General features: G+C 70.6%; 24 protein-coding genes and 1 pseudogene. 19 read left to right on the forward strand and 6 right to left on the reverse strand.

Features of this window, described 5'->3' with window-relative positions; translation table 11 throughout:
* The first annotated feature begins 24 nt into the window (after window positions 1-24).
* From QF037_RS36450 to QF037_RS36495, 10 genes are all read left to right on the forward strand, one after another.
* Window positions 25-1,674, forward strand: a complete 1,650-nt coding sequence (locus tag QF037_RS36450; RefSeq protein ID WP_307032649.1) for a CTP synthase — start codon at window positions 25-27, stop codon at window positions 1,672-1,674.
* A gap of 82 nt (window positions 1,675-1,756) precedes the next feature.
* A complete protein-coding gene (locus QF037_RS36455) occupies window positions 1,757-2,383 on the forward strand; it encodes an NUDIX domain-containing protein (protein ID WP_307032651.1) in 627 nt (208 codons plus the stop codon).
* Window positions 2,384-2,616: 233 nt separating this feature from the next.
* The gene (locus QF037_RS36460; protein ID WP_307032653.1) at window positions 2,617-4,680 is read left to right on the forward strand and encodes a tetratricopeptide repeat protein; all 2,064 of its coding nucleotides are present in this window, start codon (window positions 2,617-2,619) and stop codon (window positions 4,678-4,680) included.
* Window positions 4,681-4,815: 135 nt separating this feature from the next.
* Window positions 4,816-5,940: an alanine dehydrogenase gene (gene ald, locus QF037_RS36465; RefSeq protein WP_307032655.1), complete on the forward strand. Its 1,125-nt coding sequence runs from the start codon at window positions 4,816-4,818 to the stop codon at window positions 5,938-5,940.
* 346 nt (window positions 5,941-6,286) lie between these two features.
* Window positions 6,287-7,465 carry a ParA family protein gene (locus tag QF037_RS36470; RefSeq protein WP_307032657.1) on the forward strand — a complete coding sequence of 393 codons (1,179 nt, stop codon included), beginning with the start codon at window positions 6,287-6,289 and terminating at the stop codon, window positions 7,463-7,465.
* Window positions 7,450-8,013: a hypothetical protein gene (locus tag QF037_RS36475; protein WP_095046257.1), complete on the forward strand. Its 564-nt coding sequence runs from the start codon at window positions 7,450-7,452 to the stop codon at window positions 8,011-8,013. The genes QF037_RS36470 and QF037_RS36475 overlap by 16 nt, the downstream gene beginning before the upstream one ends.
* 18 nt (window positions 8,014-8,031) lie before the next feature.
* On the forward strand, window positions 8,032-9,081 hold the full coding sequence (locus tag QF037_RS36480) for a segregation and condensation protein A (RefSeq protein ID WP_307032660.1): 1,050 nt from the start codon (window positions 8,032-8,034) through the stop codon (window positions 9,079-9,081).
* Complete coding sequence (scpB, locus tag QF037_RS36485) at window positions 9,078-9,734, forward strand: SMC-Scp complex subunit ScpB (RefSeq protein WP_307032663.1); 657 nt, start codon at window positions 9,078-9,080, stop codon at window positions 9,732-9,734. The genes QF037_RS36480 and scpB overlap by 4 nt, the downstream gene beginning before the upstream one ends.
* The gene (locus QF037_RS36490) at window positions 9,734-10,858 is read left to right on the forward strand and encodes a pseudouridine synthase (protein ID WP_307032665.1); all 1,125 of its coding nucleotides are present in this window, start codon (window positions 9,734-9,736) and stop codon (window positions 10,856-10,858) included. The genes scpB and QF037_RS36490 overlap by 1 nt, the downstream gene beginning before the upstream one ends.
* Window positions 10,859-11,193: 335 nt before the next feature.
* A complete protein-coding gene (locus tag QF037_RS36495; RefSeq protein ID WP_307037544.1) occupies window positions 11,194-11,739 on the forward strand; it encodes a TIGR03086 family metal-binding protein in 546 nt (181 codons plus the stop codon).
* Window positions 11,740-11,760: 21 nt separating this feature from the next.
* Here QF037_RS36495 and QF037_RS36500 read toward each other — a convergent pair whose 3' ends face one another.
* A complete protein-coding gene (locus tag QF037_RS36500) occupies window positions 11,761-12,651 on the reverse strand; it encodes a DUF72 domain-containing protein (RefSeq protein WP_307032667.1) in 891 nt (296 codons plus the stop codon).
* 77 nt (window positions 12,652-12,728) lie between these two features.
* Here QF037_RS36500 and QF037_RS36505 point away from each other — a divergent pair, with 77 nt between their 5' ends.
* Complete coding sequence (locus QF037_RS36505; RefSeq protein WP_307032669.1) at window positions 12,729-13,448, forward strand: NUDIX hydrolase; 720 nt, start codon at window positions 12,729-12,731, stop codon at window positions 13,446-13,448.
* Window positions 13,445-14,464, forward strand: a complete 1,020-nt coding sequence (locus QF037_RS36510) for an ADP-ribosylglycohydrolase family protein (protein ID WP_307032671.1) — start codon at window positions 13,445-13,447, stop codon at window positions 14,462-14,464. The genes QF037_RS36505 and QF037_RS36510 overlap by 4 nt, the downstream gene beginning before the upstream one ends.
* Before the next feature lie 10 nt (window positions 14,465-14,474).
* Here QF037_RS36510 and QF037_RS36515 read toward each other — a convergent pair whose 3' ends face one another.
* Genes QF037_RS36515 through QF037_RS36525 form a run of 3 tightly spaced genes read right to left on the reverse strand, consistent with a single transcriptional unit; the run spans window position 14,475 to window position 16,164 of the window.
* Entirely contained in the window at window positions 14,475-14,894 is a 420-nt protein-coding gene (locus tag QF037_RS36515) for a Rieske (2Fe-2S) protein (protein WP_307032674.1), read from the reverse strand.
* On the reverse strand, window positions 14,891-15,475 hold the full coding sequence (locus QF037_RS36520) for a DUF6529 family protein (protein ID WP_307032676.1): 585 nt from the start codon (window positions 15,473-15,475) through the stop codon (window positions 14,891-14,893). Before QF037_RS36520 ends, QF037_RS36515 begins: the two co-directional genes overlap by 4 nt.
* Window positions 15,476-15,501: 26 nt before the next feature.
* Entirely contained in the window at window positions 15,502-16,164 is a 663-nt protein-coding gene (locus QF037_RS36525) for a hypothetical protein (protein WP_307032678.1), read from the reverse strand.
* Window positions 16,165-16,335: 171 nt separating this feature from the next.
* On the opposite strand from QF037_RS36525, the pseudogene QF037_RS36530 reads away from it, so the two are divergent.
* From QF037_RS36530 to der, 6 genes and pseudogenes are all read left to right on the forward strand, one after another.
* Window positions 16,336-16,788, forward strand: a pseudogene (locus tag QF037_RS36530) (YidB family protein); the annotation flags it as partial.
* A 46-nt stretch (window positions 16,789-16,834) separates the two neighbouring features.
* Window positions 16,835-17,197, forward strand: a complete 363-nt coding sequence (gene aroH, locus QF037_RS36535; protein ID WP_046256736.1) for a chorismate mutase — start codon at window positions 16,835-16,837, stop codon at window positions 17,195-17,197.
* Window positions 17,194-18,279, forward strand: a complete 1,086-nt coding sequence (locus tag QF037_RS36540; protein ID WP_307032683.1) for a prephenate dehydrogenase — start codon at window positions 17,194-17,196, stop codon at window positions 18,277-18,279. Before aroH ends, QF037_RS36540 begins: the two co-directional genes overlap by 4 nt.
* Before the next feature lie 87 nt (window positions 18,280-18,366).
* Window positions 18,367-19,053 (forward strand): (d)CMP kinase, encoded by a 687-nt coding sequence (cmk, locus tag QF037_RS36545; RefSeq protein WP_307032685.1) that lies wholly within the window; start codon window positions 18,367-18,369, stop codon window positions 19,051-19,053.
* A gap of 53 nt (window positions 19,054-19,106) precedes the next feature.
* Window positions 19,107-19,694 carry a lysophospholipid acyltransferase family protein gene (locus QF037_RS36550; protein WP_266830159.1) on the forward strand — a complete coding sequence of 196 codons (588 nt, stop codon included), beginning with the start codon at window positions 19,107-19,109 and terminating at the stop codon, window positions 19,692-19,694.
* Between the two features lie 79 nt (window positions 19,695-19,773).
* A complete protein-coding gene (gene der, locus QF037_RS36555; RefSeq protein ID WP_307032688.1) occupies window positions 19,774-21,252 on the forward strand; it encodes a ribosome biogenesis GTPase Der in 1,479 nt (492 codons plus the stop codon).
* A gap of 56 nt (window positions 21,253-21,308) precedes the next feature.
* Here der and QF037_RS36560 read toward each other — a convergent pair whose 3' ends face one another.
* Window positions 21,309-21,698, reverse strand: coding sequence for a hypothetical protein (locus QF037_RS36560; RefSeq protein WP_307032690.1), 390 nt, complete (start codon window positions 21,696-21,698; stop codon window positions 21,309-21,311).
* A gap of 80 nt (window positions 21,699-21,778) precedes the next feature.
* The gene (locus QF037_RS36565) at window positions 21,779-22,561 is read right to left on the reverse strand and encodes a hypothetical protein (RefSeq protein ID WP_307032691.1); all 783 of its coding nucleotides are present in this window, start codon (window positions 22,559-22,561) and stop codon (window positions 21,779-21,781) included.
* Window positions 22,562-22,995: 434 nt separating this feature from the next.
* Between QF037_RS36565 and QF037_RS36570 the strand changes: the two genes are divergently transcribed.
* Window positions 22,996-23,625, forward strand: coding sequence for a LysM peptidoglycan-binding domain-containing protein (locus QF037_RS36570; RefSeq protein WP_307032694.1), 630 nt, complete (start codon window positions 22,996-22,998; stop codon window positions 23,623-23,625).
* Window positions 23,626-23,722: the final 97 nt, after the last annotated feature.

Below are 23,722 nucleotides of genomic sequence, written 5' to 3' on the forward strand. Positions count from 1 at the left end.
GACCACGGGAGCCCCGTCTTGGCCATGCCGCCGAAATCTACGACGACCAAGCACATCTTCGTCACCGGGGGTGTCGCCTCCTCTCTCGGCAAGGGCCTGACGGCCTCCAGCCTCGGCATGCTGCTCAAGGCGCGCGGCCTGCGCGTCGTGATGCAGAAGCTCGACCCGTATCTGAACGTCGACCCGGGCACGATGAACCCCTTCCAGCACGGTGAGGTGTTCGTCACCAACGACGGCGCCGAAACCGACCTGGACATCGGACACTACGAGCGTTTCCTGGACCGCGACTTGGACGGCAGCGCCAATGTCACTACAGGCCAGGTGTACTCGACGGTGATCGCCAAGGAGCGGCGCGGCGAGTACCTGGGCGACACCGTGCAGGTCATCCCGCACATCACCAACGAGATCAAGCACCGCATCCGGCGTATGGCGACCGACGAGGTCGATGTCGTCATCACCGAGGTCGGCGGCACCGTCGGCGACATCGAGTCCCTGCCGTTCCTGGAGACCGTCCGCCAGGTCCGCCACGAGGTCGGCCGTGACAACGTCTTCGTCGTCCACATTTCCCTCCTGCCGTACATCGGCCCGTCGGGGGAGCTGAAGACGAAGCCGACCCAGCACTCGGTTGCGGCGCTGCGGAACATCGGTATCCAGCCGGACGCGATCGTGCTGCGCTGCGACCGCGAGGTGCCGACCGCGATCAAGCGCAAGATCTCGCTGATGTGCGACGTCGACGAGGCCGCCGTGGTCGCCTGCCCCGACGCCAAGTCGATCTACGACATCCCGAAGACCGTGCACGGCGAGGGCCTGGACGCCTATGTCGTCCGCAAGCTGGACCTGCCGTTCCGCGACGTGGACTGGACGACCTGGGACGACCTGCTCGACCGCGTCCACAACCCCGACCACGAGATCACCCTCGCCCTGGTCGGCAAGTACATCGACCTGCCCGACGCCTATCTCTCGGTCACCGAGGCGCTGCGCGCGGGCGGCTTCGCCAACAAGGCCCGCGTCAAGATCAAGTGGGTCACCTCCGACGACTGCAAGACCCCGGCCGGCGCCGCGGCGCAGCTCGGTGACGTCGACGGCGTCTGCATCCCGGGCGGCTTCGGCGACCGCGGTGTGCTCGGCAAGGTCGGCGCGATCAAGTACGCCCGCGAGAACAAGATCCCGCTGCTCGGTCTCTGCCTGGGCCTGCAGTGCATCGTGATCGAGGCCGCGCGCAATCTGGCCGACATCCCGGACGCCAACTCCACCGAGTTCGACTCGGCGACCTCGCACCCGGTCATCTCCACCATGGCCGAGCAGCTCGACATCGTCGCCGGTGACGGCGACATGGGCGGCACCATGCGCCTGGGCATGTACCCGGCCAAGCTGGCCGAGGGCTCGATCGTGCGCGAGGTGTACGAGGGCAAGGAGTATGTCGAGGAGCGGCACCGGCACCGCTACGAGGTGAACAACGCCTACCGCGCGGAGCTCGAGAAGAAGGCGGGCATCCTGTTCTCCGGCACCTCGCCGGACGGCAAGCTCGTCGAGTACGTCGAATACCCGCGCGAGGTCCACCCCTACCTGGTGGCCACGCAGGCGCACCCCGAGCTGCGCTCGCGTCCCACGCGACCGCACGCGCTGTTCGCCGGCCTCGTGAAGGCCTCGGTCGAACGGAAGAATTCCAAGTAACACACCAGTTGTACGGTTGCCGGGGTGCGTACCTTCAAGGTCGCACCCCGGTTTTTTCTTGAACGTGTGGAAGGGACAGGGCATGACGATCAAGGACACCCCCGAGGAATGGGAGATCCGGGCGACGGAGACCCCCTTCGTGGGCAACAAGACCTCCGTCCGCACGGACGACGTGGTCATGCCCGACGGCAAGGTCGTCCGCCGCGACTACCAGGTCCATCCGGGTTCGGTCGGAGTCCTCGCCCTGGACGACGAGGACCGGGTCCTGCTGATCAAGCAGTACCGCCACCCCGTACGCCAGAAGCTGTGGGAGATCCCGGCCGGCCTGCTCGACGTGCCCGGTGAGAACCCGCTGCACGCCGCGCAGCGCGAGCTGTACGAGGAGGCGCACGTCAAGGCCGAGGACTGGCGGGTGCTGACCGACGTCTACACCACGGCGGGCGGCTGCGACGAGGCCGTGCGGATCTTTCTCGCCCGCGATCTGTCGGAGGCCGAGGGCGAGCGCTTCGAGGTCGAGCACGAGGAGATCGACCTGGAGTACGCGCGCGTGCCCGTCGATGAGCTCGTACGGGGTGTGCTCGCCGGTGAGCTGCACAACAACTGCCTGGTCGTGGGCGTGCTTTCACTGGTCGCCGCGCGGGCCTCCGGCGGTCTGGACACGCTGCGCCCGGCGGACGCGGAGTGGCCTGCCCGCCCCTTTGAGGCGTAGTGCCAGACCGTTTTCGGCTGCGGGTCCGCCGTGGCTGGTCGCGCAGTTCCCCGCGCCCCTGAGCGGCGTGGCGAAAACCGTCGGTCCTATGATCCGTTGATCCGATCGGGGGAGTCTCCGTCCGTCACCGCCGCGTACCCCGCGGAACGTTGCAGAGCGTGAACTAGGCTCTGAAACTGCCCGAACCGGAGTCCCGGCGGGCTTGCGCGTGCGGTGGGACGGGAGTGTGGCCCGTGACGGACCAGGCGGTGGACACAGGCGGCGTTCAGCTGTCAGTCGAGGGTCATTTCCTGGGCCGGACACGGGAGTTGAAGGAGCTGCTCGCCGACATCGAGCGAGCGGGCCTCGACACCCTCTCCGGGAAGAAGGCCCCCCGCGCGCGCGTGCTGCTCATCGCGGGCAGACCCGGCTCCGGCCGCACCGCGCTCGCCGAGGAACTCGTACGGCAGGTCGCGGAGCGTTACGACGACGGAGTGCTGCGCGCCCGGCTCAGCGAGCCCGACGGCACCCCCGTCCCCGTCGAGCGCATCGCCCGCGAACTGCTCACCGCCCTGGACCTTCCGACGCCGGCCGGCGCCTGCGAGGACGACCTGACGGCAGCCCTCCGCGACGCCCTCGCCGACCGGCGCGCCCTGCTTCTGCTCGACGACGCGGTGAGCGCGGAGCAGGTCGACGCCCTGCTGCCGGAGACCCCGGAGTGCCTGGTCGTGGCCGTTTCCGGCGGTCCGCTCACCGGCATCTCCGACGTCCGGCCCTGCACGCTCGGCGGCCTCGACACCAAGTCCGCGCTGGATCTGCTGAGCCGCTCCACCGGCTCGGTCCGCATCACCGTCGACCCGCGGGCGGCGGAGGGCCTCGTCGAGGTGTGCGAGGCACAGCCCGCCGCCATGATGCTCGCCGGCGGCTGGCTCGCCGCCCGTCCCAAGGCCGCCGTCGCCGACCTCGCCAAGCAGTTGCGCACGGAGGGTGACGAGGGAACGCCGCTCAGCCGCGTCTTCCGGTTCGCCTACTCCGCCCTGCCCATCCCCGCCGCCCGGATACTGCGGCTGCTCTCCCTCGCCCCGGCGGGCCTGGTCGACCCGCACACCGCCTCCGCCCTCGCCGGCTGCTCGGTGGGCGGTGCCCGCACCACCCTGGACGACTTCGTCGCCCTCGGTCTGCTGCACGCCGTGGAGTCGCCGCTGCCGCAGTACGTGGTGCCGGGCTGTCTGCACCCCCTGCTCAAGGCGCTCACCGAGACCCAGGACCGCCCCGGCGAGCTCCAGCTCGCCCGCGCCCGGATGCTGGAGCGGACCGTACGGCTGTTGCAGTCGTCCCGCGCGATCACCGAGACCGACAGTCCCGAGGCCCGCGAGAAGCTCCAGGGCATGCCCCGCTCGCTGCGCTACCCCAGCCCCCGGGCCGCCGAGGACTGGCTGCGCATCCGCAGGTCAGCCCTGCTGGCCTCGGCCCGCCTGGCCGTCGCCGACGGGGAGCTCGACACCCTCGCCCGCCGTCTGATGTCCCAGCTGGTCAGGGCGATGGTCGCGCACTTCGGCACCCAGGCGGCGGCGGCCGACCTGTACGGCCTGCACCGGCTCGTCCTGGATGTGGCCGAGCGCCGGGAGCTGCCCCGGGAGAAGGCGGCGGCGCTGCTGAACCTCGGCGACCTGGACGCGCAGACCGGTCGCACGCAGGAGGCGCTGGCCCGGTACCGGGCCGCGCTGGACGCCGGGCGCGAAGCGAATGACCCGTATGCGACCGGTCGCGCGATGGAATCCGTAGGCGGTGCGCATCTGGAGCTCGGGGACTACGACCGGGCCGCCGACTGGTTCGGTCGCGCCCTCGCCCAGCGGCTGGCCCGGGACGAGCGTGCGGACGCCGCGCGGCTGTACGGCCGTATCGCCGCGGCGCACACCTACGCGGGCCGCTACGGCGAGGCGATGCGCGGATGGCGGGCCGCGGTCGCCGGGCACCGCAGGAACGGGGATGTGGCCGCCCACGCACGGGCGTTGAGCGAACTGGCGCGTGTCCAGGAGTACGCGGGGCGGCCCGAGGAGTCGCTGCGCACCTGCCAGGAGGCCGTCGAGTGGGCGCGGCGCGCCGAGGACGTACGGCTGCAGGCCGCGCTCCAGCTGAGGCTCGCCGACACGCTGGAACACCTGGGCGATCCGGCCGCGGCGGGGCTGCACCGGGGGGCCGCCGAGCGGCTGCTGGGAGAGGAGCTTTCGGAGGCGGAACCGGAACCTGAGCAGGCTGATCCCGCGAAACACGACCCTGATGCCTGCGAAATCCGTAGTACATCCACTGAAGATTGATGCAATGAAAGGCTAGACAGCGGGAACGCCTTCATTAGACTGGCTCTGCCGCACCTTCTCCTGCGGTGCATCCCGGTGTGCTCATGCGTGCCCGGGTATGTGTTGTATTGCCCCATACCCCCTGAGCCAAGGACCGTGATCGACGTGAAGGTCGGCATCCCCCGCGAAGTCAAGAACAACGAGTTCCGGGTGGCCATCACCCCCTCCGGCGTGCACGAGCTGGTGCGCCACGGCCACCAGGTCCTCGTCGAGCAGAACGCCGGTCTCGGCTCGTCGATCCCGGACGCGGAGTACGTCGCCGCCGGCGCGCAGATCCTTGCCACGGCCGACGAGGTGTGGGCCACCGCCGACCTGCTGCTCAAGGTCAAGGAGCCCATCGCCGAGGAGTACCACCGCCTCCGCAAGGACCAGACGCTCTTCACCTACCTGCACCTGGCCGCCTCCAAGGAGTGCACCGACGCGCTCATCGAGTCCGGCACCACGGCGATCGCCTACGAGACGGTCGAGCTGCCCTCGCGCGCGCTGCCGCTCCTCGCCCCGATGTCCGAGGTCGCCGGCCGGCTCGCCCCGCAGGTCGGCGCCTACCACCTGATGCGCTCGGCCGGCGGCCGTGGCGTGCTCCCCGGTGGCGTGCCCGGCACCCAGCCCGCGAAGGCCGTCGTCATCGGCGGCGGTGTCTCCGGCTGGAACGCCACCCAGATCGCCGTCGGCATGGGCTTCCACGTCACGCTGCTCGACCGCGACATCAACAAGCTGCGCGAGGCGGACAAGGTCTTCGGCACCAAGGTGCGGGCGATCATGTCCAACTCCTTGGAGCTGGAGAAGGCCGTCCTGGACGCCGACCTCGTCATCGGCGCGGTCCTCATCCCGGGCGCCAAAGCCCCGAAGCTGGTCACCAACGAGCTCGTGTCGCGGATGAAGCCCGGAAGTGTCCTTGTCGACATCGCGATCGACCAGGGCGGCTGCTTCGAGGACTCCCACCCGACCACGCACGCCGAGCCGATCTTCCAGGTCCACGACTCGGTCTTCTACTGCGTCGCCAACATGCCCGGCGCGGTGCCCAACACCTCCACCTACGCGCTCACCAACGCGACGCTGCCCTACATCGTCGAACTCGCCAACCGCGGCTGGGTCGAGGCGCTGCGCCGCGACGCCGCGCTCGCCAGGGGTCTCAACACCCATGACGGCAAGGTCGTTTACAAGGAGGTCGCCGAGGCGCACGGCCTGGAGCACGTGGAGCTCGAGACCCTGCTCGGCTAAGTCACCTTTTCGTAAAGGCGATACGTCAACAAGGCGCGTCAACGACTCGCAGGCGGCCGGACCTTGCCCGACGAGGTCCGGCCACATGTGTGTATGGTCACTTTGCGACGCTCGGTCAACTCGCCTCGAACGTAACCCTTTGGTCGATTCGCACACCGGTGAAACCTGCCGTGCGACGGCCGTACGCCCTTGACAGCGCGATGTTTGATTGCCGACACATCCTGCCGGGTCCGGCGGATTGTGTTGCTGTGAACACCCGACACGCCATAGAGTCGCCAACCGTCGGCATGGTGCCACGCTGACCTTGTCTAGAAGTTTCCTGGTCACCAAGGAGGTAAGACGACTTGTGAATGAGTCGACATTTACTCCCGGAGGTGGTCAACCAGGAACGCCTGCACGGGCTGAGGGCCCCGCGGGGTTCGAGGCTGTCGGCTCCGTCGCGGTGCGCACCTTCGCAGCCCACCAGGGCCACCTGAACCGGAGGGTGACTCTGTCAGCACACCAGAGCATGGATGGCCATCACGTGAACGCCATGGCCGGCGACGGAAGTGGCGCGCCCCACAGCCAGTTCGCCGACTACGACGAACTGCCCGAGGGGCACTTCTACGACCCCGACGCCGAATACGAGCCCGACCCCGAGTACGCGGCCACGCTCGCTCCCGACGCTGCGCGCCAGCGCCGTGAGCGCATCGGCCCGACCGGACGCCCGCTGCCGTACTTCCCGATCCCGGGTCCGCTGACCGATCACGGACCCGCGAAGATCATCGCGATGTGCAACCAGAAGGGCGGCGTCGGCAAGACGACGTCGACCATCAACCTGGGTGCCGCGCTCGCGGAGTACGGACGTCGCGTGCTGCTCGTGGACTTCGACCCGCAGGGCGCGCTGTCGGTGGGCCTCGGTGTCAACCCGATGGAGCTCGACCTCACCGTCTACAACCTGCTCATGGAGCGGGGTATGGCGGCCGACGAGGTCCTGCTGAAGACCGCGGTCCCCAACATGGACCTGCTGCCGAGCAATATCGACTTGTCGGCGGCGGAGGTCCAGCTGGTCTCCGAGGTCGCGCGCGAGTCGACATTGCAGCGGGCCCTGAAGCCGCTCATGGCCGACTACGACTACATCGTGATCGACTGTCAGCCTTCACTGGGTCTGCTCACGGTCAACGCCCTGACGGCCGCGCACAAGGTGATAGTGCCACTGGAGTGTGAGTTCTTCGCCCTCCGTGGTGTCGCCCTGCTGACGGAGACCATCGAGAAGGTCCAGGAGCGGCTCAACCCGGAGCTGGAGCTCGACGGGATCCTCGCCACGATGTACGACTCGCGCACCGTGCACAGCCGTGAGGTGCTCGCGCGTGTCGTCGAGGCGTTCGACGACCACGTCTACCACACGGTCATCGGGCGCACGGTCCGCTTCCCGGAGACCACGGTCGCCGGTGAGCCGATCACCACGTACGCCTCCAACTCCGTCGGCGCCGCCGCCTACCGCCAGCTCGCCAGGGAGGTGCTCGCCCGGTGTCACGCCGAGTGAGTCTGCCGGGGGCCGACGAACTCTTCCGTACGACAGGGGGAATGGCGCTCCAGCCGTCCACTCCGCGGCGGGGGGCCAACGGCGAAGCCCGGGTGCCCGCGCCCGCGGGGGAGAGTGACGGGGCCGCGGCCGGGTCGTCCGAGGACGCGCCGCAGTCGGTGCCCGCGCAGGGCGGTGACGGCGACGGGGCGGAGCATGTGGCCACGGAGCCGGCCGCGGCCGGCGAGTCCCGCAGCCGGGACGCGGAGCGCTCCGGGCGACGTCAGGACGCGCAGGAAGGTTCTGCCGCGCCGCGCAAGCAGCGCGGCGGTGGCCGGGCGGCCTCACGCCGGCCCAGCGGGCGTGAGCGGCACGACGAGAAGATCACCGTGTACGTCTCCGCCGAGGAGCTCATGGATCTGGAGCACGCCCGTCTGGTGCTCCGCGGCGAGCACGGGCTGGCCGTCGACCGCGGGCGCATCGTCCGCGAGGCGGTCGCCGTGGTGCTGGCCGATCTGGAGTCCCGGGGAGACGCGAGCATCCTCGTACGCCGACTGCGCGGGCGGTAACGGTAGCCTGCGAGGGCCATGACCTCGAACGACGTTCCCACCCCCGGCGCACCTGCCGGCCGTCGGCGTGTGCTGGGGCGGGGCGCTCTGCGGGTCGAGCCGGAGAGCGAGCCGGTGGCCGAGGCCGGTGGGCCGTTGTCCCCACCCGGGCCGGTGGCACTGGAGCCGGAGGTCGCGGAGCCCGAGGCCGTCGTACCGGAACCCGAGCCGGAGCCCGAGGCCCCGCCGCCTGAGACCCCCGCCGAACCCCAGGAACCCGGCGACGGTGTCTTCAAGGTCCGTCTCTCCAACTTCGAAGGTCCCTTCGATCTCCTCCTCCAGCTGATCTCCAAGCACAAGCTGGATGTGACCGAGGTCGCCCTGTCCAAGGTGACCGACGAGTTCATGGCGCACATCAGGGCGATGGGGCCGGACTGGGACCTGGACCAGACGACCGAGTTCCTCGTGGTCGCGGCCACGCTCCTCGATCTCAAGGCGGCCCGTCTGCTGCCCTCCGCCGAGGTCGAGGACGAGGCCGACCTCGCGCTCCTCGAAGCACGTGACCTGCTCTTCGCGCGACTGCTGCAGTACCGCGCGTACAAACAGATCGCCGACATCTTCAACCACCGCCTCGACGAGGAGGCCCGCCGCTACCCCCGTACCGTCGGCCTCGAACCGCACCACGCCGCACTGCTGCCCGAGGTCGTCATCAGCATCGGCCCGGAGGGGTTCGCGAAGCTCGCCGTGAAGGCGATGCAGCCCAGGCCCAAGCCGCAGGTGTACGTCGACCACATCCACGCGCCGCTGGTCAGCGTGCAGGAGCAGGCCGGGATCGTCGTCGCCCGGCTGAAGGAGCTCGGCGAGGCCAGCTTCCGGACGCTGGTCGAGGACACCGACGACACCCTCACCGTCGTAGCGCGATTCCTGGCGCTGCTGGAGCTGTACCGGGAGAAGGCCGTCGCGCTGGACCAGGAGACGGCCCTCGGCGACCTCATCGTGCGGTGGACCGGCGGGGAGGGCGACGCCGAGCCGATGGTGACCGACGAGTTCGACCGACCGCCCGAGCCGCCCAAGGAGGAGAAGGCGTGAGCGAGGAGACCACCGACGTCCCGGCCGGGCCGCGCACCGTCGCCGACCTCGATCTCAGGCCCGCCCTGGAGGCCGTCCTCATGGTCGTGGACGAGCCCGCCACCGAGGAACACCTCTCGAAGATCCTCCAGCGGCCCAGACGGCAGATCGCGGACGCGCTGCGGGCACTGGCCGACGAGTACACCGTCCAGGGGCGCGGTTTCGAGCTGCGGCTGATCGCCGGGGGCTGGCGTTTCTACAGCCGGCCCGAGTTCGCGGCGGCCGTCGAGGGCTTCGTGCTGGACGGCCAGCAGGCCCGGCTCACCCAGGCCGCGCTGGAGACCCTGGCCGTCGTCGCCTACCGTCAGCCGGTGAGCCGCAGCAGGGTCTCGGCCGTACGAGGAGTCAACTGTGACGGGGTCATGCGGACCCTCCTCCAGCGCGGTCTGGTCCAGGAGGCGGGCGCGGAACCCGAAACAGGTGCGATCCTGTACGTGACGACGAACTACTTTCTGGAGCGGATGGGCCTGCGAGGCCTGGACGAGCTCCCGGAGCTCGCGCCCTTTCTCCCCGAGGCGGAGGCGATCGAGGCCGAGACGCTGGAAGGGGTCCCGTCGTTCGATCCGGACGCACCGGATGCAGATGCAGACGACACGACGACGACGGAACTTTGATGCGAAGCAGTGGCAGCGGCAGTGGCAACAACAGCGGGCGCGGCAAGCCCCGGGGAACCGGTGGCGGCGGCAACCCCCGCGGGACGGGCGGACGCGGCTCCCAGCCGACGGGCGGGGGAGGGCGCGACGACAAGCCGAAGCGCGCGGGCAAGCCCCGTCCCGAGGAGCGCCGTTACGACGTAGGGCCGGGCGGCACCCATGAGGGCCCGAAGTCCGGGCGCGGTGCTTCCGCGCGCGGCGGTGCCAAGGGCGGCCCCAAGCAGGGCCAGGGCGGCACCGGGCGCGGTCGCTGGGTCCCCGCGACTTCCCGCGAGTACGAGGCGCGGGCCGAGGAGCGCAACCGCGAGCGGTACGCGAACAAGAAGGACGTCAAGCTGCCCAAGACCTTCCCGGGCGCCGAGCAGGAGGGCGAGCGGCTGCAGAAGATCCTCGCGCGCGCCGGCTACGGCTCCCGGCGGGCCTGCGAGGAGCTCATCGAGCAGGCGCGGGTCGAGGTCAACGGCGAGATCGTCCTGGAGCAGGGCAAGCGTGTCGACCCGGAGAGGGACGAGGTCAAGGTCGACGGCCTGACGGTCGCGACGCAGTCGTACCAGTTCTTCTCGCTGAACAAGCCGGCCGGCGTCGTCTCCACCATGGAGGACAACGAGGGCCGTCAGTGCCTCGGCGACTACGTCACCAACCGGGAGACGCGGCTCTTCCACGTCGGACGGCTCGACACCGAGACCGAGGGTGTCATCCTGCTCACCAACCACGGCGAGCTGGCGCACCGGCTGACCCACCCCAAGTACGGCGTGAAGAAGGTCTACCTCGCGCACATCGTGGGTCCGATCCCGCGTGACCTGGGCAAGCGGCTGAAGGACGGCATCCAGCTGGAGGACGGGTACGCGAAGGCGGACCACTTCCGGGTCGTCGAGCAGACCGGCAAGAACTACCTCGTCGAGGTGACCCTCCACGAGGGCCGCAAGCACATCGTGCGCCGCATGCTGGCGGAGGCCGGCTTCCCGGTCGACAAGCTGGTGCGGGTCGCCTTCGGCCCGATCACCCTGGGCGACCAGAAGTCGGGCTGGCTGCGGCGGCTGTCCAACACGGAGGTCGGGATGCTGATGAAGGAAGTCGACCTCTAGGTCTCGCCGTTTCGTGCGTACGACGGCCGGTTCCGGATTCTTCTCCGGGGCCGGCCGATGCGTTTTCGCGCTCCCGTCGGTCTGCATCCCACACGGACGAGGGGAGCGGGCATGACCAGGACGACGGATCCACGGGCTCGGCGGGGCCACGACGGGGACGAGGGCCGGACGCCCTCGCGGACCGGGCCGCACCGGATCGCCACCAGCACGTGTCTCACGGCCCTGGAGAGCCGTGCGCGGCATCCGGCGCCCTCCGGGCCCGGAGGGTCGTCAGAGGCGTCTGAGAGGTCACTGAGGGTCCCTGTGAGGGTGTCGTGGCCGGCCGGGGGGCCGTCGTGAACCCGGGGGAGCTGCTGGAGCGGTCGCTCGCGTATGCGCTGGGGAGCGTGGCCGTGGTGGGGGCTGCCGGACTCGGCCGGGCGACGCCCTGTGCCGGGTGGGATCTGGGGGAGCTGCTCGAACATCTCGACGACTCCCTGGACGCGCTGCACGAGGGGCTGACCGGCGGGCGGATCGGGCCGCTGCCGCAGAGCGACCGGGTGTGCGGCTTCCGTACGCGCGCGTGTGCGGTGCTCGGTGCCTGGGCGGCCGGCCCTCCTGATCTGGTCCACGTCGGAGAACGGCCGCTGGACGTACGGGTGATGGGCGCGGTCGGCGCCGTCGAGATCGCCGTGCACGGCTGGGACGTGGCGCGGGCCTGTGGACGGTCGCGGCCCTTCCCGGTCGCTCTCGCGGCCGAGTTGCTGCCCATCGCGCGGTGCGTGGTCTCCGAGGAGGACCGCGGGGTGCGGTTCGCGGAGCCGGTCGCCGTCCCGTCCTGCGCGCCGCCCGACGTCCGGCTGCTGGCCTTTCTGGGGCGGCGCGATTCCTTCCCGGGATGAGTCCGCCGGGTTCTGCGGCGGCTAGGGCTCCCGGGCCGCCTGCCCCTCGAGCGCCGGGGACCGGCCGGTACCGGCCAGCAGGCGCCGCATCGTCTCCGCGGCCCGGACGGAAGCGGTGCCGCAGCAGTTGTTGAACAGGACGTGGAGCTGCTCGACCCGCCCGGCGAGCGAGCGCAACCGGGGCAGCCACTCGGCGAGTTCGTCCTCGCCGTACTCGTACCGGAAGCGGTCCTCCTTGCTCCCCGATCCCCAGGCGGTGCTGCGACCGTGGAAGCGGACGACGGACAGCCGCGGTGCGGTGACGGGAGCGACGGGCGGGATCGAGGAGGGGAGCGTCTGGGTCATGTCGACGGCCACGGCGGACATGCCGTAACGGGCGAGCAGCGCGCAGGTCACGTCCGCCCACTCCTTGCGCCACCAGCCGGGATGCCGGAACTCCACGGCGACCGGCCACCCGGCGGTCCGTTCGGCGCACTCCCGCAGGAACTCCCCGGCCCGCTGTCCGGGCCGGAACCACGGCGGGAACTGGAACAGCACGCTGCCGAGCCGTCCGGCCGCCCGAAGGGGCTCGATCCCTTCGGTGAACCGCGCCCACACCTCGTCCAGCACCGTCGGGTTCCCGGGCTCGGCGGGCAGCCCGCCCGGCATCGCGGAACTCCGTGTCGGATGCCCGGTGAGCAGCGAGAACGCCTTCACGTCGAAGACGAAGCCCGGCGGCGTCCGCTCGGCCCACTGCCGGCTGTTGCGGGCGCCGGGCAGCGCGTAGTACGCCGAGTCGACCTCGACGACCGGGAACTGCTCGGCGTAGTGCCGCAACCGTCCCTCGGCGTCTCGTCGGCCCGGCGGATACCAGCCGCTGCCGGTCAACGCCCGGTCCGTCCACGAACACGTGCCCACCAGGATCTCGCTCATGCGGTGCGGTTACCCGGGTTGCGCGATCCCATCCGGCAACTTTATAGTCGTAGTGACTATTAAAGGGGTGGTGGTGCGTGGACGCATACGACAAGTACGCCTACGAGCCCTTCGCCGTCACCGTCGATCTCGCCGTCCTCACCGTCACCGAGGGCGCTCTGCACGTCCTGCTCGTGGAGCGCGGACAGGAGCAGGACGCCGGGCACTGGGCCCTGCCCGGCGGCTTCGTGCAGCCCGACGAGTCCGCCGAGACGGCGGCCCGGCGTGAACTCGCCGAGGAGACCGGGCTGTCGGACGTCTCCGGGCTGCATCTGGAACAGCTGCGGACCTACAGCGAGCCCGACCGCGACCCCCGGATGCGCGTCGTGTCCGTCGCCTTCGCCGCGCTGCTGCCGGACCCGCCCGAGCCGCACGGCGGCAGCGACGCCGCGGATGCCCGCTGGGTGCCGTACGGCGCAGCGCGGCCGCTCGCCTTCGACCACGACCGGATCCTGGCCGACGCCCGGGAACGCGTCGGCGCCAAGCTCGAGTACACCTGCCTCGCCACCGCCTTCTGTGGGACGGAGTTCACGCTCGGAGAGCTCCAGCAGGTCTACGAGACCGTGTGGGGCACCGCCCTAGACCGCCCCAACTTCCGGCGCAAGGTGCTCGCCACGCCCGGCTTCGTCGAACCGGTCCCGGGCGCCGCGCGACTGACCGGCGGCCGCGGCAAACCGGCCGCGCTCTACCGCGCGGGCACGGCCACGACGCTCCATCCGCCTCTGCTCCGAACGCCTCGGGAAGGACGTCCCGCATGACCGCCACGACCGTCAGGAAGCGCGCCGCCACGGGAGCCCTGCTGGGCCTCGCCCTGGGGGACGCGCTGGGCTTCCCGACCGAGTTCAACGACGTGCCGTCGATCCTCGCCAAGTGCGGGCCGTGGCGGGAGATGGAGCTGCCGAAGCCGGCGATCGTCACGGACGACACGCAGATGACGCTGGCGCTGGGGCGAGGGCTGCGCACGGCCATGGACCGCGGGCTGCTCGCGCCCAAGCGGATGGAGCGTCCGGTGCGCGAGGAGTTCGTGGACTGGTACCAGTCGCCGGAGAACAACCGCGCGCCGGGCCGGACCTGTCTCGTCGCGTGCAACCTGCTGAAGACCGAAGGGCGCCTGTGGCAGGACGCCAGCCAGATCCACTCCAAGGGCTGCGGCGCCAACATGCGCGTCGCCCCCGTCGGCCTGGTCCCCGGTCTGAGCGACGAACAGCGCTCCGGCGCCGCCCAGTTGCAGTCCGCGCTCACGCACGGGCACCCGACCGCGCTCGCCGCGTCCGACCTCACCGCGCACGCCGTACGGCTGCTCGCCCAGGGCGCCGAGCCGACCGGACTGGTCGGGCAGCTGCGGTCGTACGCCCTCGAGAACCGCACCCGTTACCACCACCGCTGGCTCGGCGACCTGTGGACCCGCAGCCAGGACCCGACGGCCGAGCACTTCATCGCGCGCGGCTGGGACGAGTGCCTGGAGATCCTCGGGCGCCTTCAGGGAGCGGTCCGTTCGGTGTCCCCGGAGACCGATCCGTGTCTGGCGACCGGCGAGGGGTGGATCGCCGAGGAGGCGCTGGCTACCGGGCTGCTGTGCTTCCTGCTGTTCGTCGACGAACCGGTGACGGCCCTGCGGCGGGCCGCCTGCACCGCCGGGGACTCCGACTCGATCGCCTGTCTGGCGGGGGCCTTCGCGGGGGCGTACCACGGGGCCGACGTATGGCCCGCCGAGTGGGCGGACCGGATCGAGTACCAGAGCGAGCTGGCGACGCTCGGTGCCCTCTGGGACTAGTGCCGCGGCACTAGGCCAGCCGGATCGAGTCGTCCTGCACCGTGATCTTCTTCTCGGCCAGCGGCCGGGGCGCCGGCGGGTTCTGCACCGAGCCGTCCGTGATGCTGAACTTGCTGCCGTGGCAGGTGCAGTTGATGGTGCCGCCGTCGACGTTGGCCACCGGGCACTGCTGGTGGGTGCAGATGCTGGTGAAGGCCTTGAACTCGTCTTCCTTCGGCTGGGTGACGACGACCTTCTCGTCCTTGAAGATCTTGCCGCCGCCGACCGGGATCTCACCGGTCTTCGCCAGTTCCTGGCCGGCGGAGGCCTCGACGGTGTTGGACCCGGAGTCGCCGTCGCCCTCGTTGCCGTACTCGCCGCAGCCGACGGTGAACGCCGCGGCCCCGGTCGCGAGGAGGACCGTGCGTCGCGTCGGGCCGTGAGTCGTCATGTCGTCACTCCGAAGGTGCGGAAGAACCAGAGGGCGGAGGTCAGCCAGATGATCGTGAGCGCGGTGAAGACGAGCCCGCCGACGATCGGCAGCAGCCAGTTGGGGAGTCGCTCCGAGCGGAGCAGCAGCATCTTGGCACTGAACACCCCGAAGAAGAAGCAACCCAGGAGGGAGTGCCAGAAAACGCGCGCTTCGTACGTCTGGTAGCCCAACGCGTACAGACAGTGCACCGCCACCGGCACCGCCACCAGGAACGCCACCCGCCCCGACCAGCGGTGCAGCACCCCTGACCAGCTCGGGCCCGGCAGCCTGCCGTACATCATCAGCGCCGAGAAGAACTGGACGACGGCGAAGAAGACCGCGACCGTCGCCATCCAGGACTTCACCGCGCCCGTGCTGCTGAAACCGGCGAGGTTGAAGGCGGTCCCCGCCGGGTCGTGGACCTTGCCGTACACACCGAGGGCGACCGCCACCGCGGCGGCGACCAGCGCGGGAACCAGATAGCGCGCCGGGCTCGGCCGCGGCTCGGCGGGCCGGGGAGAGGGGAATCCCTGGGTGGCGGCGTTCGGGTCGGCGGTCATGTCGGCTCCCTCGTACGGACTGGAGTTCAGGGGGTGACGGGGCGGGCCGTGAGCTGCTGTCCGTCGACCGTCACCACGCCGGTCTCCGGGTCGATCTCGGGTGCGGGGGAGGGCTTGCCGTCCTTCTTGAGGATGCCGACCTGGCTGCCGTCCTTCAGTACGATCCAGCCGCCGTCGAACTTCGCGTCGCGCACGGTGGCCGTCGCCCGGTACAGACCGGACGGCTTGATCGCCTTGTCGGCGGTGAAGGTGTAGTGCCCGCCGCCGATGTCGACCGTGCCGCTGATCCGCTTGCCCTCCTTGAGGGTGCCGTTCAGCTTCGAGCCGTCCTTGGCGGTGAGCTTCATGGTGCCGTCGTCCTCGACGTCGCCCTTGAGCCACGACTCCTTGTCCCGGCCGTCGCAGAAGTACGCGATCGCCCGGCCGTCGCGCAGGGACACGGCGATCGCGGAGGAGTCGTCGTCGGTGCGGCCCGCGTAGTCGGCGTTCGGGACGGGCACCCTCGACGGCGAAGGGGACGGAGACGGGGTCGTCCGCGTGGGAGCCGGACTCGGTGACGCCTTGGTGCTCGGCGACTCCTGAACCGAGGACGAGGTGGTCTTCTCGCCCGTCGTCGCATTCAGCGACAGCATGAACAGGCCTACCAGCAGACCCGCGAGAAGGGTGAGCAGCGGTCCGGAACGCTTCATTACGGGCCTCCCCCGAGGCGAGCTTCCTGCCATGAGAGCGGACCCGGGGCCCCGCGTCCAGAGGCGCACGGACGCGTTCTCACCACAAGTAGCGGAATAGGGCAATCTGGGTGACATTGGCAGAGTTCGGCGCCGGGTCCCCCGGGCTCGGCCGACCTCGCGAAAGGCACGACCATGGCGGGTAACGACGTCGGCAGTCTTCTGGGAGGACTCCTCGGCTCGGGCAACGGTTCCACCGGGAGCAACATCCTCGGCGCGCTGCTCTCCGCGCTCGGCAAACAGGGCGGCAACGGCAACAACCCGCTGGGCGGGCTGCTCGACACCCTCGCCAAGTCGGGTCTCGCGGAACAGAAGGACTCCTGGGTCGGCACCGGCGCCAACCAGTCCGTGACCGGCCAGCAGATCCAGCACGCGCTGCCCGGCGAGACCCTCCGGCAGGTCGCCAAGGAGACGGGCGTCTCCCCGGACAAGGCCGCGGACGAGCTGGCGCAGGTGCTGCCGCGGGTCGTGGACAAGCTGACGCCGGACGGACAGGTGCCGGCCGGCCTCGACGAGCTCGCCAGGCAGCAGAACCTGCAGGTGTCTCAGCGGGCGGGCGGCGCACACCGGCCCGACGCGGGCTGACTAGGCTGGATGTACCAAGAGCCGTACACCAGCAAGGAGCAGAGCCGTGGCGGTACGAGCGGTCCGGGGCGCCGTCCAACTCGAACGGGACGAAGCCGGCCACATGGACGAGCAGGTCGGAGCGCTCCTCACCGCCGTCCTGGAGCGGAACGACCTCACCGCGGACGACCTGATCAGCATCTGGTTCACGGCCACTCCGGATCTGCACAGCGACTTCCCGGCGGCCGCGGCCCGCAAGCTCGGCATCGTGGACGTCCCGCTGATCTGCGCCCAGGAGCTCGACATCGAGGGCGCCATGCCCCGCGTCGTGCGGATCCTCGCGCACATCGAGTCCGACCGGTCCCGTACCGAGATCAACCACGTCTACCTGGGCACCGCGGCCGCCCTGCGCAAGGACATCGCCCAGTGAGAACCGCACTCGTCATCGGCACCGGCCTCATCGGCACGTCCGCCGCGCTGGCGCTGGTCAGCCGGGGCGTCCAGGTCCACCTGGCCGACCACGACCCCGAGCAGGCCCGCACCGCCGCCGCGCTCGGCGCCGGCACCGACGAGGAGCCCGAAGGACCCGTCGACCTCGCGATCGTCGCCGCCCCGCCCGCCCATGTGGCCGCGGTGCTCGCCGACGCCATGCGCCGGGGCGTGGCCCGCGGCTACATCGACGTGGCGAGCGTCAAGGGCGGACCGCGCCGCGAGCTGGAGGCGCTCGGTGTCGACCTCGCCTCGTACATCGGCACGCACCCCATGTCCGGCCGCGAGAAGTCCGGCCCGCTGGCCGCGACCGGCGATCTCTTCGAGGGCCGCCCCTGGGTGCTGACGCCGACCCGGGACACCGACACCGAGGTGCTGAACCTCGCCCTGGAACTGGTCTCGCACTGCCGCGCCGTACCGGTCGTGATGGACGCCGACGCCCACGACCGCGCCGTCGCGCTGGTCTCCCACATGCCCCACCTGGTGTCGAGCATGGTCGCGGCGCGGCTGGAGAGCGCCGAGGAGGCCGCCGTACGACTGTGCGGTCAGGGCATCCGTGATGTGACCCGGATCGCCGCGTCCGACCCCCGGATGTGGATCGACATCCTGTCCGCGAACCCGGGACCGGTCGCCGACCTGCTCACCGACGTCGCCGCCGACATCGAGGAGACGGTGCGGGCGCTGCGGTCCCTGCAGTCCTCCGACGAGGCCAAGCGCGGTGAGGGAGCCGTGGGTATCGAGGACGTGCTGCGGCGCGGGAACGCGGGACAGGTGCGGGTACCCGGCAAGCACGGGTCCGCCCCGCGCACCTACGAGGTCGTGGCCGTGCTCATCGACGACCAGCCCGGTCAGCTGGCCCGTATCTTCGCGGACGCGGGACGGGCCGGGGTCAACATCGAGGACGTGCGCATCGAGCACGCGACCGGGCAGCAGGCGGGTCTGGTGCAGCTGATGGTGGAGCCGCAGACGGCGCCGGTCCTGACGGCGGCACTGCGGGAGCGTGGCTGGGCCATCCGCCAGTAAAGAGGCCGCCGACGAGCCAGTACCCTTGTGCGGGGCCCCATCGCGCCCCGCACTCCCCGCCACACCGCACCAGGAAGGTCTCCTCCCGTGGAAAACGGCGCCGCCCAGCCCGTGATCGTCGCCATCGACGGTCCCTCCGGCACCGGCAAGTCGAGCACGTCGAAGGCCGTCGCGGCGCAGCTCGGTCTGAGCTACCTGGACACCGGCGCCCAGTACCGGGCGATCACGTGGTGGATGGTGACCAACGGGATCGACATCGAGGACCCGACCGCGATCGCCGCGGTGGCCGGCAAGGCGGAGATCATCTCCGGCACCGACCCGGCCGACCCGACGATCACCGTCGACGGCGTCGACGTCGCCGGGCCGATCCGCACCCAGGAGGTCACCTCCAAGGTCAGCGCGGTGAGCGCGGTGCCGGAGGTACGGGCGCGGATCACCGAGCTGCAGCGCTCGATAGCCGCCTCGGCGGAGCGGGGCATCGTCGTCGAGGGCCGCGACATCGGTACGACCGTGCTGCCCGACGCCGACCTCAAGATCTTCCTCACCGCGTCCCCGGAGGCGCGTGCCGCCCGCCGCAGCGGTGAGCTGAAGGGCGCGGACGTCAACGCCACCCGCGAGGCCCTGGTCAAGCGGGACGCGGCCGACTCCAGCCGGAAGACCTCGCCGCTCGCCAAGGCCGGTGACGCGGTCGAGGTGGACACCACCGAGCTCTCGCTGACGCAGGTCATCGAGTGCGTCGTCACCCTCGTCGAGGAGAAGCGGGCCGGGAAGTGACCGTGCCTTCGGAGCGGGGTGCAGAGGTCGGGCGGCGCATCGGCGTCGGCCTGATGTACGGGCTGTGGAAGCCGCGTGTGCTCGGCGCCTGGAAGGTGCCCGCGACCGGCCCGGTGATCTACGCCGTCAACCACTCCCACGCCATCGACGGCCCGATGGTCATGGGTGTGGCGCCCCGGCCGACGCACTTCCTGATCAAGAAGGAGGCCTTCATCGGCCCCCTCGACCCGTTCCTGCTCGCCATCGGACAGGTCAAGGTCGACCGGTCGGGCACCGACCGCACGGCCATCACCCAGGCCCTGGACGTACTTTCGGCCGGCGGGGTCCTCGGGATCTTCCCGGAGGGCACTCGTGGCGAGGGCGACTTCGCCGCGCTGCGCGCCGGGCTCGCGTACTTCGCCGTCCGCAGCGGCGCCGCGATCGTCCCGGTCGCCGTGCTGGGAAGCTCCGACCGGCCCGGACGGTTGATAAAGGCGCTGCCTCCGTTGCGCAGCCGTGTCGACGTGGTCTTCGGTGACCCGTTCGAGGCGGGCGACGGCAGCGGGCGGCGTACCCGTAAGGCGCTCGACGAGGCGACCGAGCGCATCCAGAAGCAGCTCACCGCGCACCTGGAAAACGCCAGGCGCCTGACCGGGCGCTGAGCGACACTAAGTAGTGGATCAAACCGGAGAAACCGGGAGGTCCACCGATCACCACGATGAACGACGAGGTACGGACTTCATGAACGACCACATCCACTCCGACGGCTCGGGCGAGCAGCACGACCACGGAGCGCTTGGCGATGCCGAGTACGCGGAGTTCATGGAGCTCGCCGCGGAAGAGGGCTTCGACGTCGAGGACGTCGAGGGCGCGCTCGAGGAGGCAGGTCACGGGCCGCTGCCCGTGCTCGCCGTCGTCGGCCGCCCGAACGTCGGCAAGTCGACTCTGGTGAACCGCATCATCGGCCGCCGCGAGGCCGTCGTCGAGGACAAGCCCGGCGTCACCCGCGACCGCGTGACCTACGAGGCCGAGTGGGCGGGCCGCCGCTTCAAGGTCGTCGACACCGGCGGCTGGGAGCAGGACGTCCTCGGCATCGACGCCTCCGTGGCCGCGCAGGCCGAGTACGCGATCGAGGCCGCTGACGCGGTCGTCTTCGTCGTCGACGCCAAGGTCGGCGTCACCGACACCGACGAGGCCGTCGTCCGGCTGCTCCGCAAGGCCAACAAGCCCGTGGTGCTCTGCGCCAACAAGGTCGACGGCCAGAGCGGCGAGGCCGACGCCACCGCCCTGTGGTCCCTCGGCATCGGCGAGCCGCACCCGGTCTCCTCGCTGCACGGCCGCGGCACCGGCGACATGCTGGACGCCGTCCTGGAGGCCCTGCCGGAGGCGCCCGAGCAGAGCTTCGGCACCGCTGTCGGCGGTCCGCGCCGCATCGCGCTCATCGGCCGCCCGAACGTTGGCAAGTCCTCGCTCCTGAACAAGGTGGCCAACGAGGAGCGCGTCGTCGTCAACGAGCTCGCGGGCACCACCCGTGACCCGGTCGACGAGCTCATCGAACTCGGCGGCGTCACCTGGAAGTTCGTCGACACGGCGGGCATCCGCAAGCGCGTCCACCTCCAGCAGGGCGCCGACTACTACGCCTCGCTGCGCACCGCGGCCGCCGTCGAGAAGGCCGAGGTCGCGGTCATCCTGATCGACGCCTCCGAGTCCATCTCGGTGCAGGACCAGCGCATCGTCACCATGGCGGTGGACGCGGGCCGCGCGATCGTCATCGCCTACAACAAGTGGGACACCCTCGACGAGGAGCGCCGCTACTACCTGGAGCGGGAGATCGAGACCGAGCTCGCCCAGGTCGCCTGGGCGCCCCGGGTCAATGTCTCGGCGCGCACCGGCCGTCACATGGAGAAGCTGGTCCCGGCGATCGAGACCGCCCTGGCCGGCTGGGAGACCCGTGTTCCGACGGGCCGCCTGAACGCCTTCCTCGGCGAACTGGTCGCCGCCCACCCGCACCCGGTGCGTGGTGGCAAGCAGCCCCGCATCCTGTTCGGTACCCAGGCCGGCACCAAGCCCCCGCGGTTCGTCCTCTTCGCCTCCGGCTTCATCGAGGCGGGCTACCGCCGCTTCATCGAGCGCCGGCTGCGCGAGGAGTTCAGCTTCGACGGCACCCCGATCCATATCTCGGTGCGGGTGCGCGAGAAGCGCGGCGCCAAGAAGAAGTAAGCACGGAAACGCAGGAAGGGCGGCCCCTGTCGGGGCCGCCCTTCCTGCTCACCGCCTCACAAGCCGCGGCGCTGACCCGGCGGCAGCGCCGGCACGTGCTGCACCATCGTGCCGTGCTGCCCGATCTGTCCGACGCGCTGCAACTGCGACTGCTGCTGCCCGACGCGGGCACTCTGCGCGCCCGCGCTGTAGGCGCTGTACGAGCTGCTGAACGACCCCGGCCGGTCGCCGCCGTACGTGTCCTGCGAAAGGTTCCCGAACGCGGTGAACCCCAGCTCCTCCTCGCCACTGCGGTCACCCGGCAGCGAGCGGAACGACTTGACGTACTCGGCGTAGAGCGCGTCGTAGATCGGCGTGACCGATGGGCCGCACAGCGGGTCCGGAGTCGGCCGCGAGGACGGGATCGACTGGTAGGACTGGCGGCGGGGAACGTCGTAGGTGTGCACGTATGTCCAAACGACCCCGGGCAGCATGAGATGCGGCTGCTTTCAGGGGTGCACGCGCCGTCCCTACGCGTCGGGCGTGCTCAGGTCCCGGCAAGAGGCATCGCGGAAGCGACCAGCTTCCCGTTGGCCGCGGCCTTGTCGATCGCGTCCCGCAGCAGGTCCTCGCGGGGCTGACGCCCGATCGATCCCACCGGCGCCGCGAACATCAGCACCTGCTGATGCTTGTTCGCGGCGGCCCGCCAGCCCTCCGTGACCTGCAGCGGCTGATGCGCCTGCCACCACGCGACCGGCTGTCCACCCGTCGGTCCCGGCTGCAGGACCGCGTGCAGCCGGCCCATCGCCAGCAGCACCGACCACCCGTGCAGCACCGGCGGCACCTCCGTCAGTTGCGTCACCGGCATGAACCCCTGCTCGATGAGGAGCGGCAGGAAGTCGTCGCCGACGTCGGTCGCGCCGGGGCGCACGATGGGGGCCGTCGGCTCGACCACGAGCGCCGGGTGCAACTCCCCGGCGATCAGCACGAGTCCGCTGGTGACGCCGAGCACCGCCTGCTCGGGTACGGCCTTGGCGGGGTCCGGCTCGACATGGTCGCCGCTGATGGAGCGTACGGCTCCCTGGAGTTGCTCCTCGGTGACCTGGACGATCTGCGAGGGCAGACAGGTGGCGTGGGCGAAGGCGAGGACGGCGGTCTCGTCGCCGATGAACAGGACGGTGCTGGTGCGCTCCGCTTCGGAGTCGCCCGGGGTGCGGCAGGAGGTGCAGTCGTAACTGCCGGGGGCGTTCTCTCCGGCGAGCAGCCGGTCGGCCTCATCGTCGCCGATCTCGGCGCGGACCTCGTCGCTGACGTCGAGCATGCGCGGCACGGGTGACTCCCTCAGGAAACGATGCCCGGGTGGGTCCCGGGCTCATGAAGAAGACAACGGCCGATCTGTGGCGGGAGTCACGCTCCGGGGCGAACGGAATCGAACCATCGGGCGCACAGGGTCACGCCGGGCCCGGAAACGGGCACTCAACGTCAATCCCTAGGAAGTCCAAGGAAGTTGGTCGCGTGAAGTGGGTCACAGGTCACCAGAGTGACGGGTCGACAAATCAGGAAATCAGCGAATGAAGTGGGTGGCTGAAAAAAGTCGCTACCCGCGGTAATGGCGAACTGGCCTGGAGTGACAAGCAATTGGTTGATACCGGGCGGTCGCCCTCCCTAGATTCCTCGGCCGTGCGCAACGAGCACCGCTCGGGTTCGTCCGCCGGCCGTACCAAAGCGCCTCGGGGGACCCCGGGTCCTTCGAGAGGGAATCACATGTCCGAATGTGCCGATACCACTCGCGACAACGTTCGTAAGACACGTACGACGGCGGTTCTCGCCGGGGCGGCCCTGCTCGCCCCTCTCGGACTGCTGGCCGCGACCGGCAACGCCGCGGCGGCGGACGGCGGAGTATGGGACCGCATCGCCCAGTGCGAGAGCGGCGGCAACTGGCACATCAACACCGGCAACGGCTACTACGGCGGCCTGCAGTTCTCCGCCTCCACCTGGCGCGCGTACGGCGGCGGCACCTACGCGGCGACGGCGGACAGGGCGAGCAAGTCTCAGCAGATCGCCGTGGCCACCAAGGTCCAGCGCGCCCAGGGGTGGGGCGCGTGGCCCACCTGCTCCGCCCGGGCCGGGGCGTCCGGCAGCGCCCCCGCGGTCTCCTCCGGTTCGGCCACCACGAAGGCCGCTCCGTCCAAGCCGTCGAAGGCGCCGGCCCGTTCCCAGAACCACTCGGACCGCAGCGCGTCGCGTGGCGACTACACCGTCCGCAAGGGCGACACGCTGAGCGGCATCGCCGCCCGGTACGGGACCACCTGGCAGGCGATCCACGCCGCCAACAAGGCCGTCATCGGCGGCGATCCCCATCTGATCGTGCCCGGGCAGCGTCTCGAGATCTGAGCTGCTCCCCCCTTTCCGGGCACGGGACCCCGCCCGTTCGGTGCGCCGACCGGGTGGGGCCCCTGGATCTTCCGCCGCGTATCGACGGCCGTCCGCG

The organism is Streptomyces canus, assembly GCF_030815415.1.
In the GTDB taxonomy this organism is placed as follows: Bacteria; Actinomycetota; Actinomycetes; order Streptomycetales; family Streptomycetaceae; genus Streptomyces; species Streptomyces canus_F.

Excerpts from the sequence above, each read along its gene's own strand:
- QF037_RS36520 (WP_307032676.1), bottom strand. The coding sequence starts at position 15,475 with ATGACCGCCGACCCGAACGCCGCCACCCAGGGATTCCCCTCTCCCCGG.
- QF037_RS36455 (WP_307032651.1), top strand. The coding sequence starts at position 1,757 with ATGACGATCAAGGACACCCCCGAGGAATGGGAGATCCGGGCGACGGAG.
- QF037_RS36550 (WP_266830159.1), top strand. The coding sequence starts at position 19,107 with ATGTACGGGCTGTGGAAGCCGCGTGTGCTCGGCGCCTGGAAGGTGCCC.
- QF037_RS36525 (WP_307032678.1), bottom strand. The coding sequence starts at position 16,164 with ATGAAGCGTTCCGGACCGCTGCTCACCCTTCTCGCGGGTCTGCTGGTA.
- QF037_RS36490 (WP_307032665.1), top strand. The coding sequence starts at position 9,734 with ATGCGAAGCAGTGGCAGCGGCAGTGGCAACAACAGCGGGCGCGGCAAG.
- QF037_RS36480 (WP_307032660.1), top strand. The coding sequence starts at position 8,032 with ATGACCTCGAACGACGTTCCCACCCCCGGCGCACCTGCCGGCCGTCGG.
- QF037_RS36500 (WP_307032667.1), bottom strand. The coding sequence starts at position 12,651 with ATGAGCGAGATCCTGGTGGGCACGTGTTCGTGGACGGACCGGGCGTTG.
- QF037_RS36510 (WP_307032671.1), top strand. The coding sequence starts at position 13,445 with ATGACCGCCACGACCGTCAGGAAGCGCGCCGCCACGGGAGCCCTGCTG.
- QF037_RS36515 (WP_307032674.1), bottom strand. The coding sequence starts at position 14,894 with ATGACGACTCACGGCCCGACGCGACGCACGGTCCTCCTCGCGACCGGG.
- der (WP_307032688.1), top strand. The coding sequence starts at position 19,774 with ATGAACGACCACATCCACTCCGACGGCTCGGGCGAGCAGCACGACCAC.
- QF037_RS36450 (WP_307032649.1), top strand. The coding sequence starts at position 25 with ATGCCGCCGAAATCTACGACGACCAAGCACATCTTCGTCACCGGGGGT.
- QF037_RS36570 (WP_307032694.1), top strand. The coding sequence starts at position 22,996 with ATGTCCGAATGTGCCGATACCACTCGCGACAACGTTCGTAAGACACGT.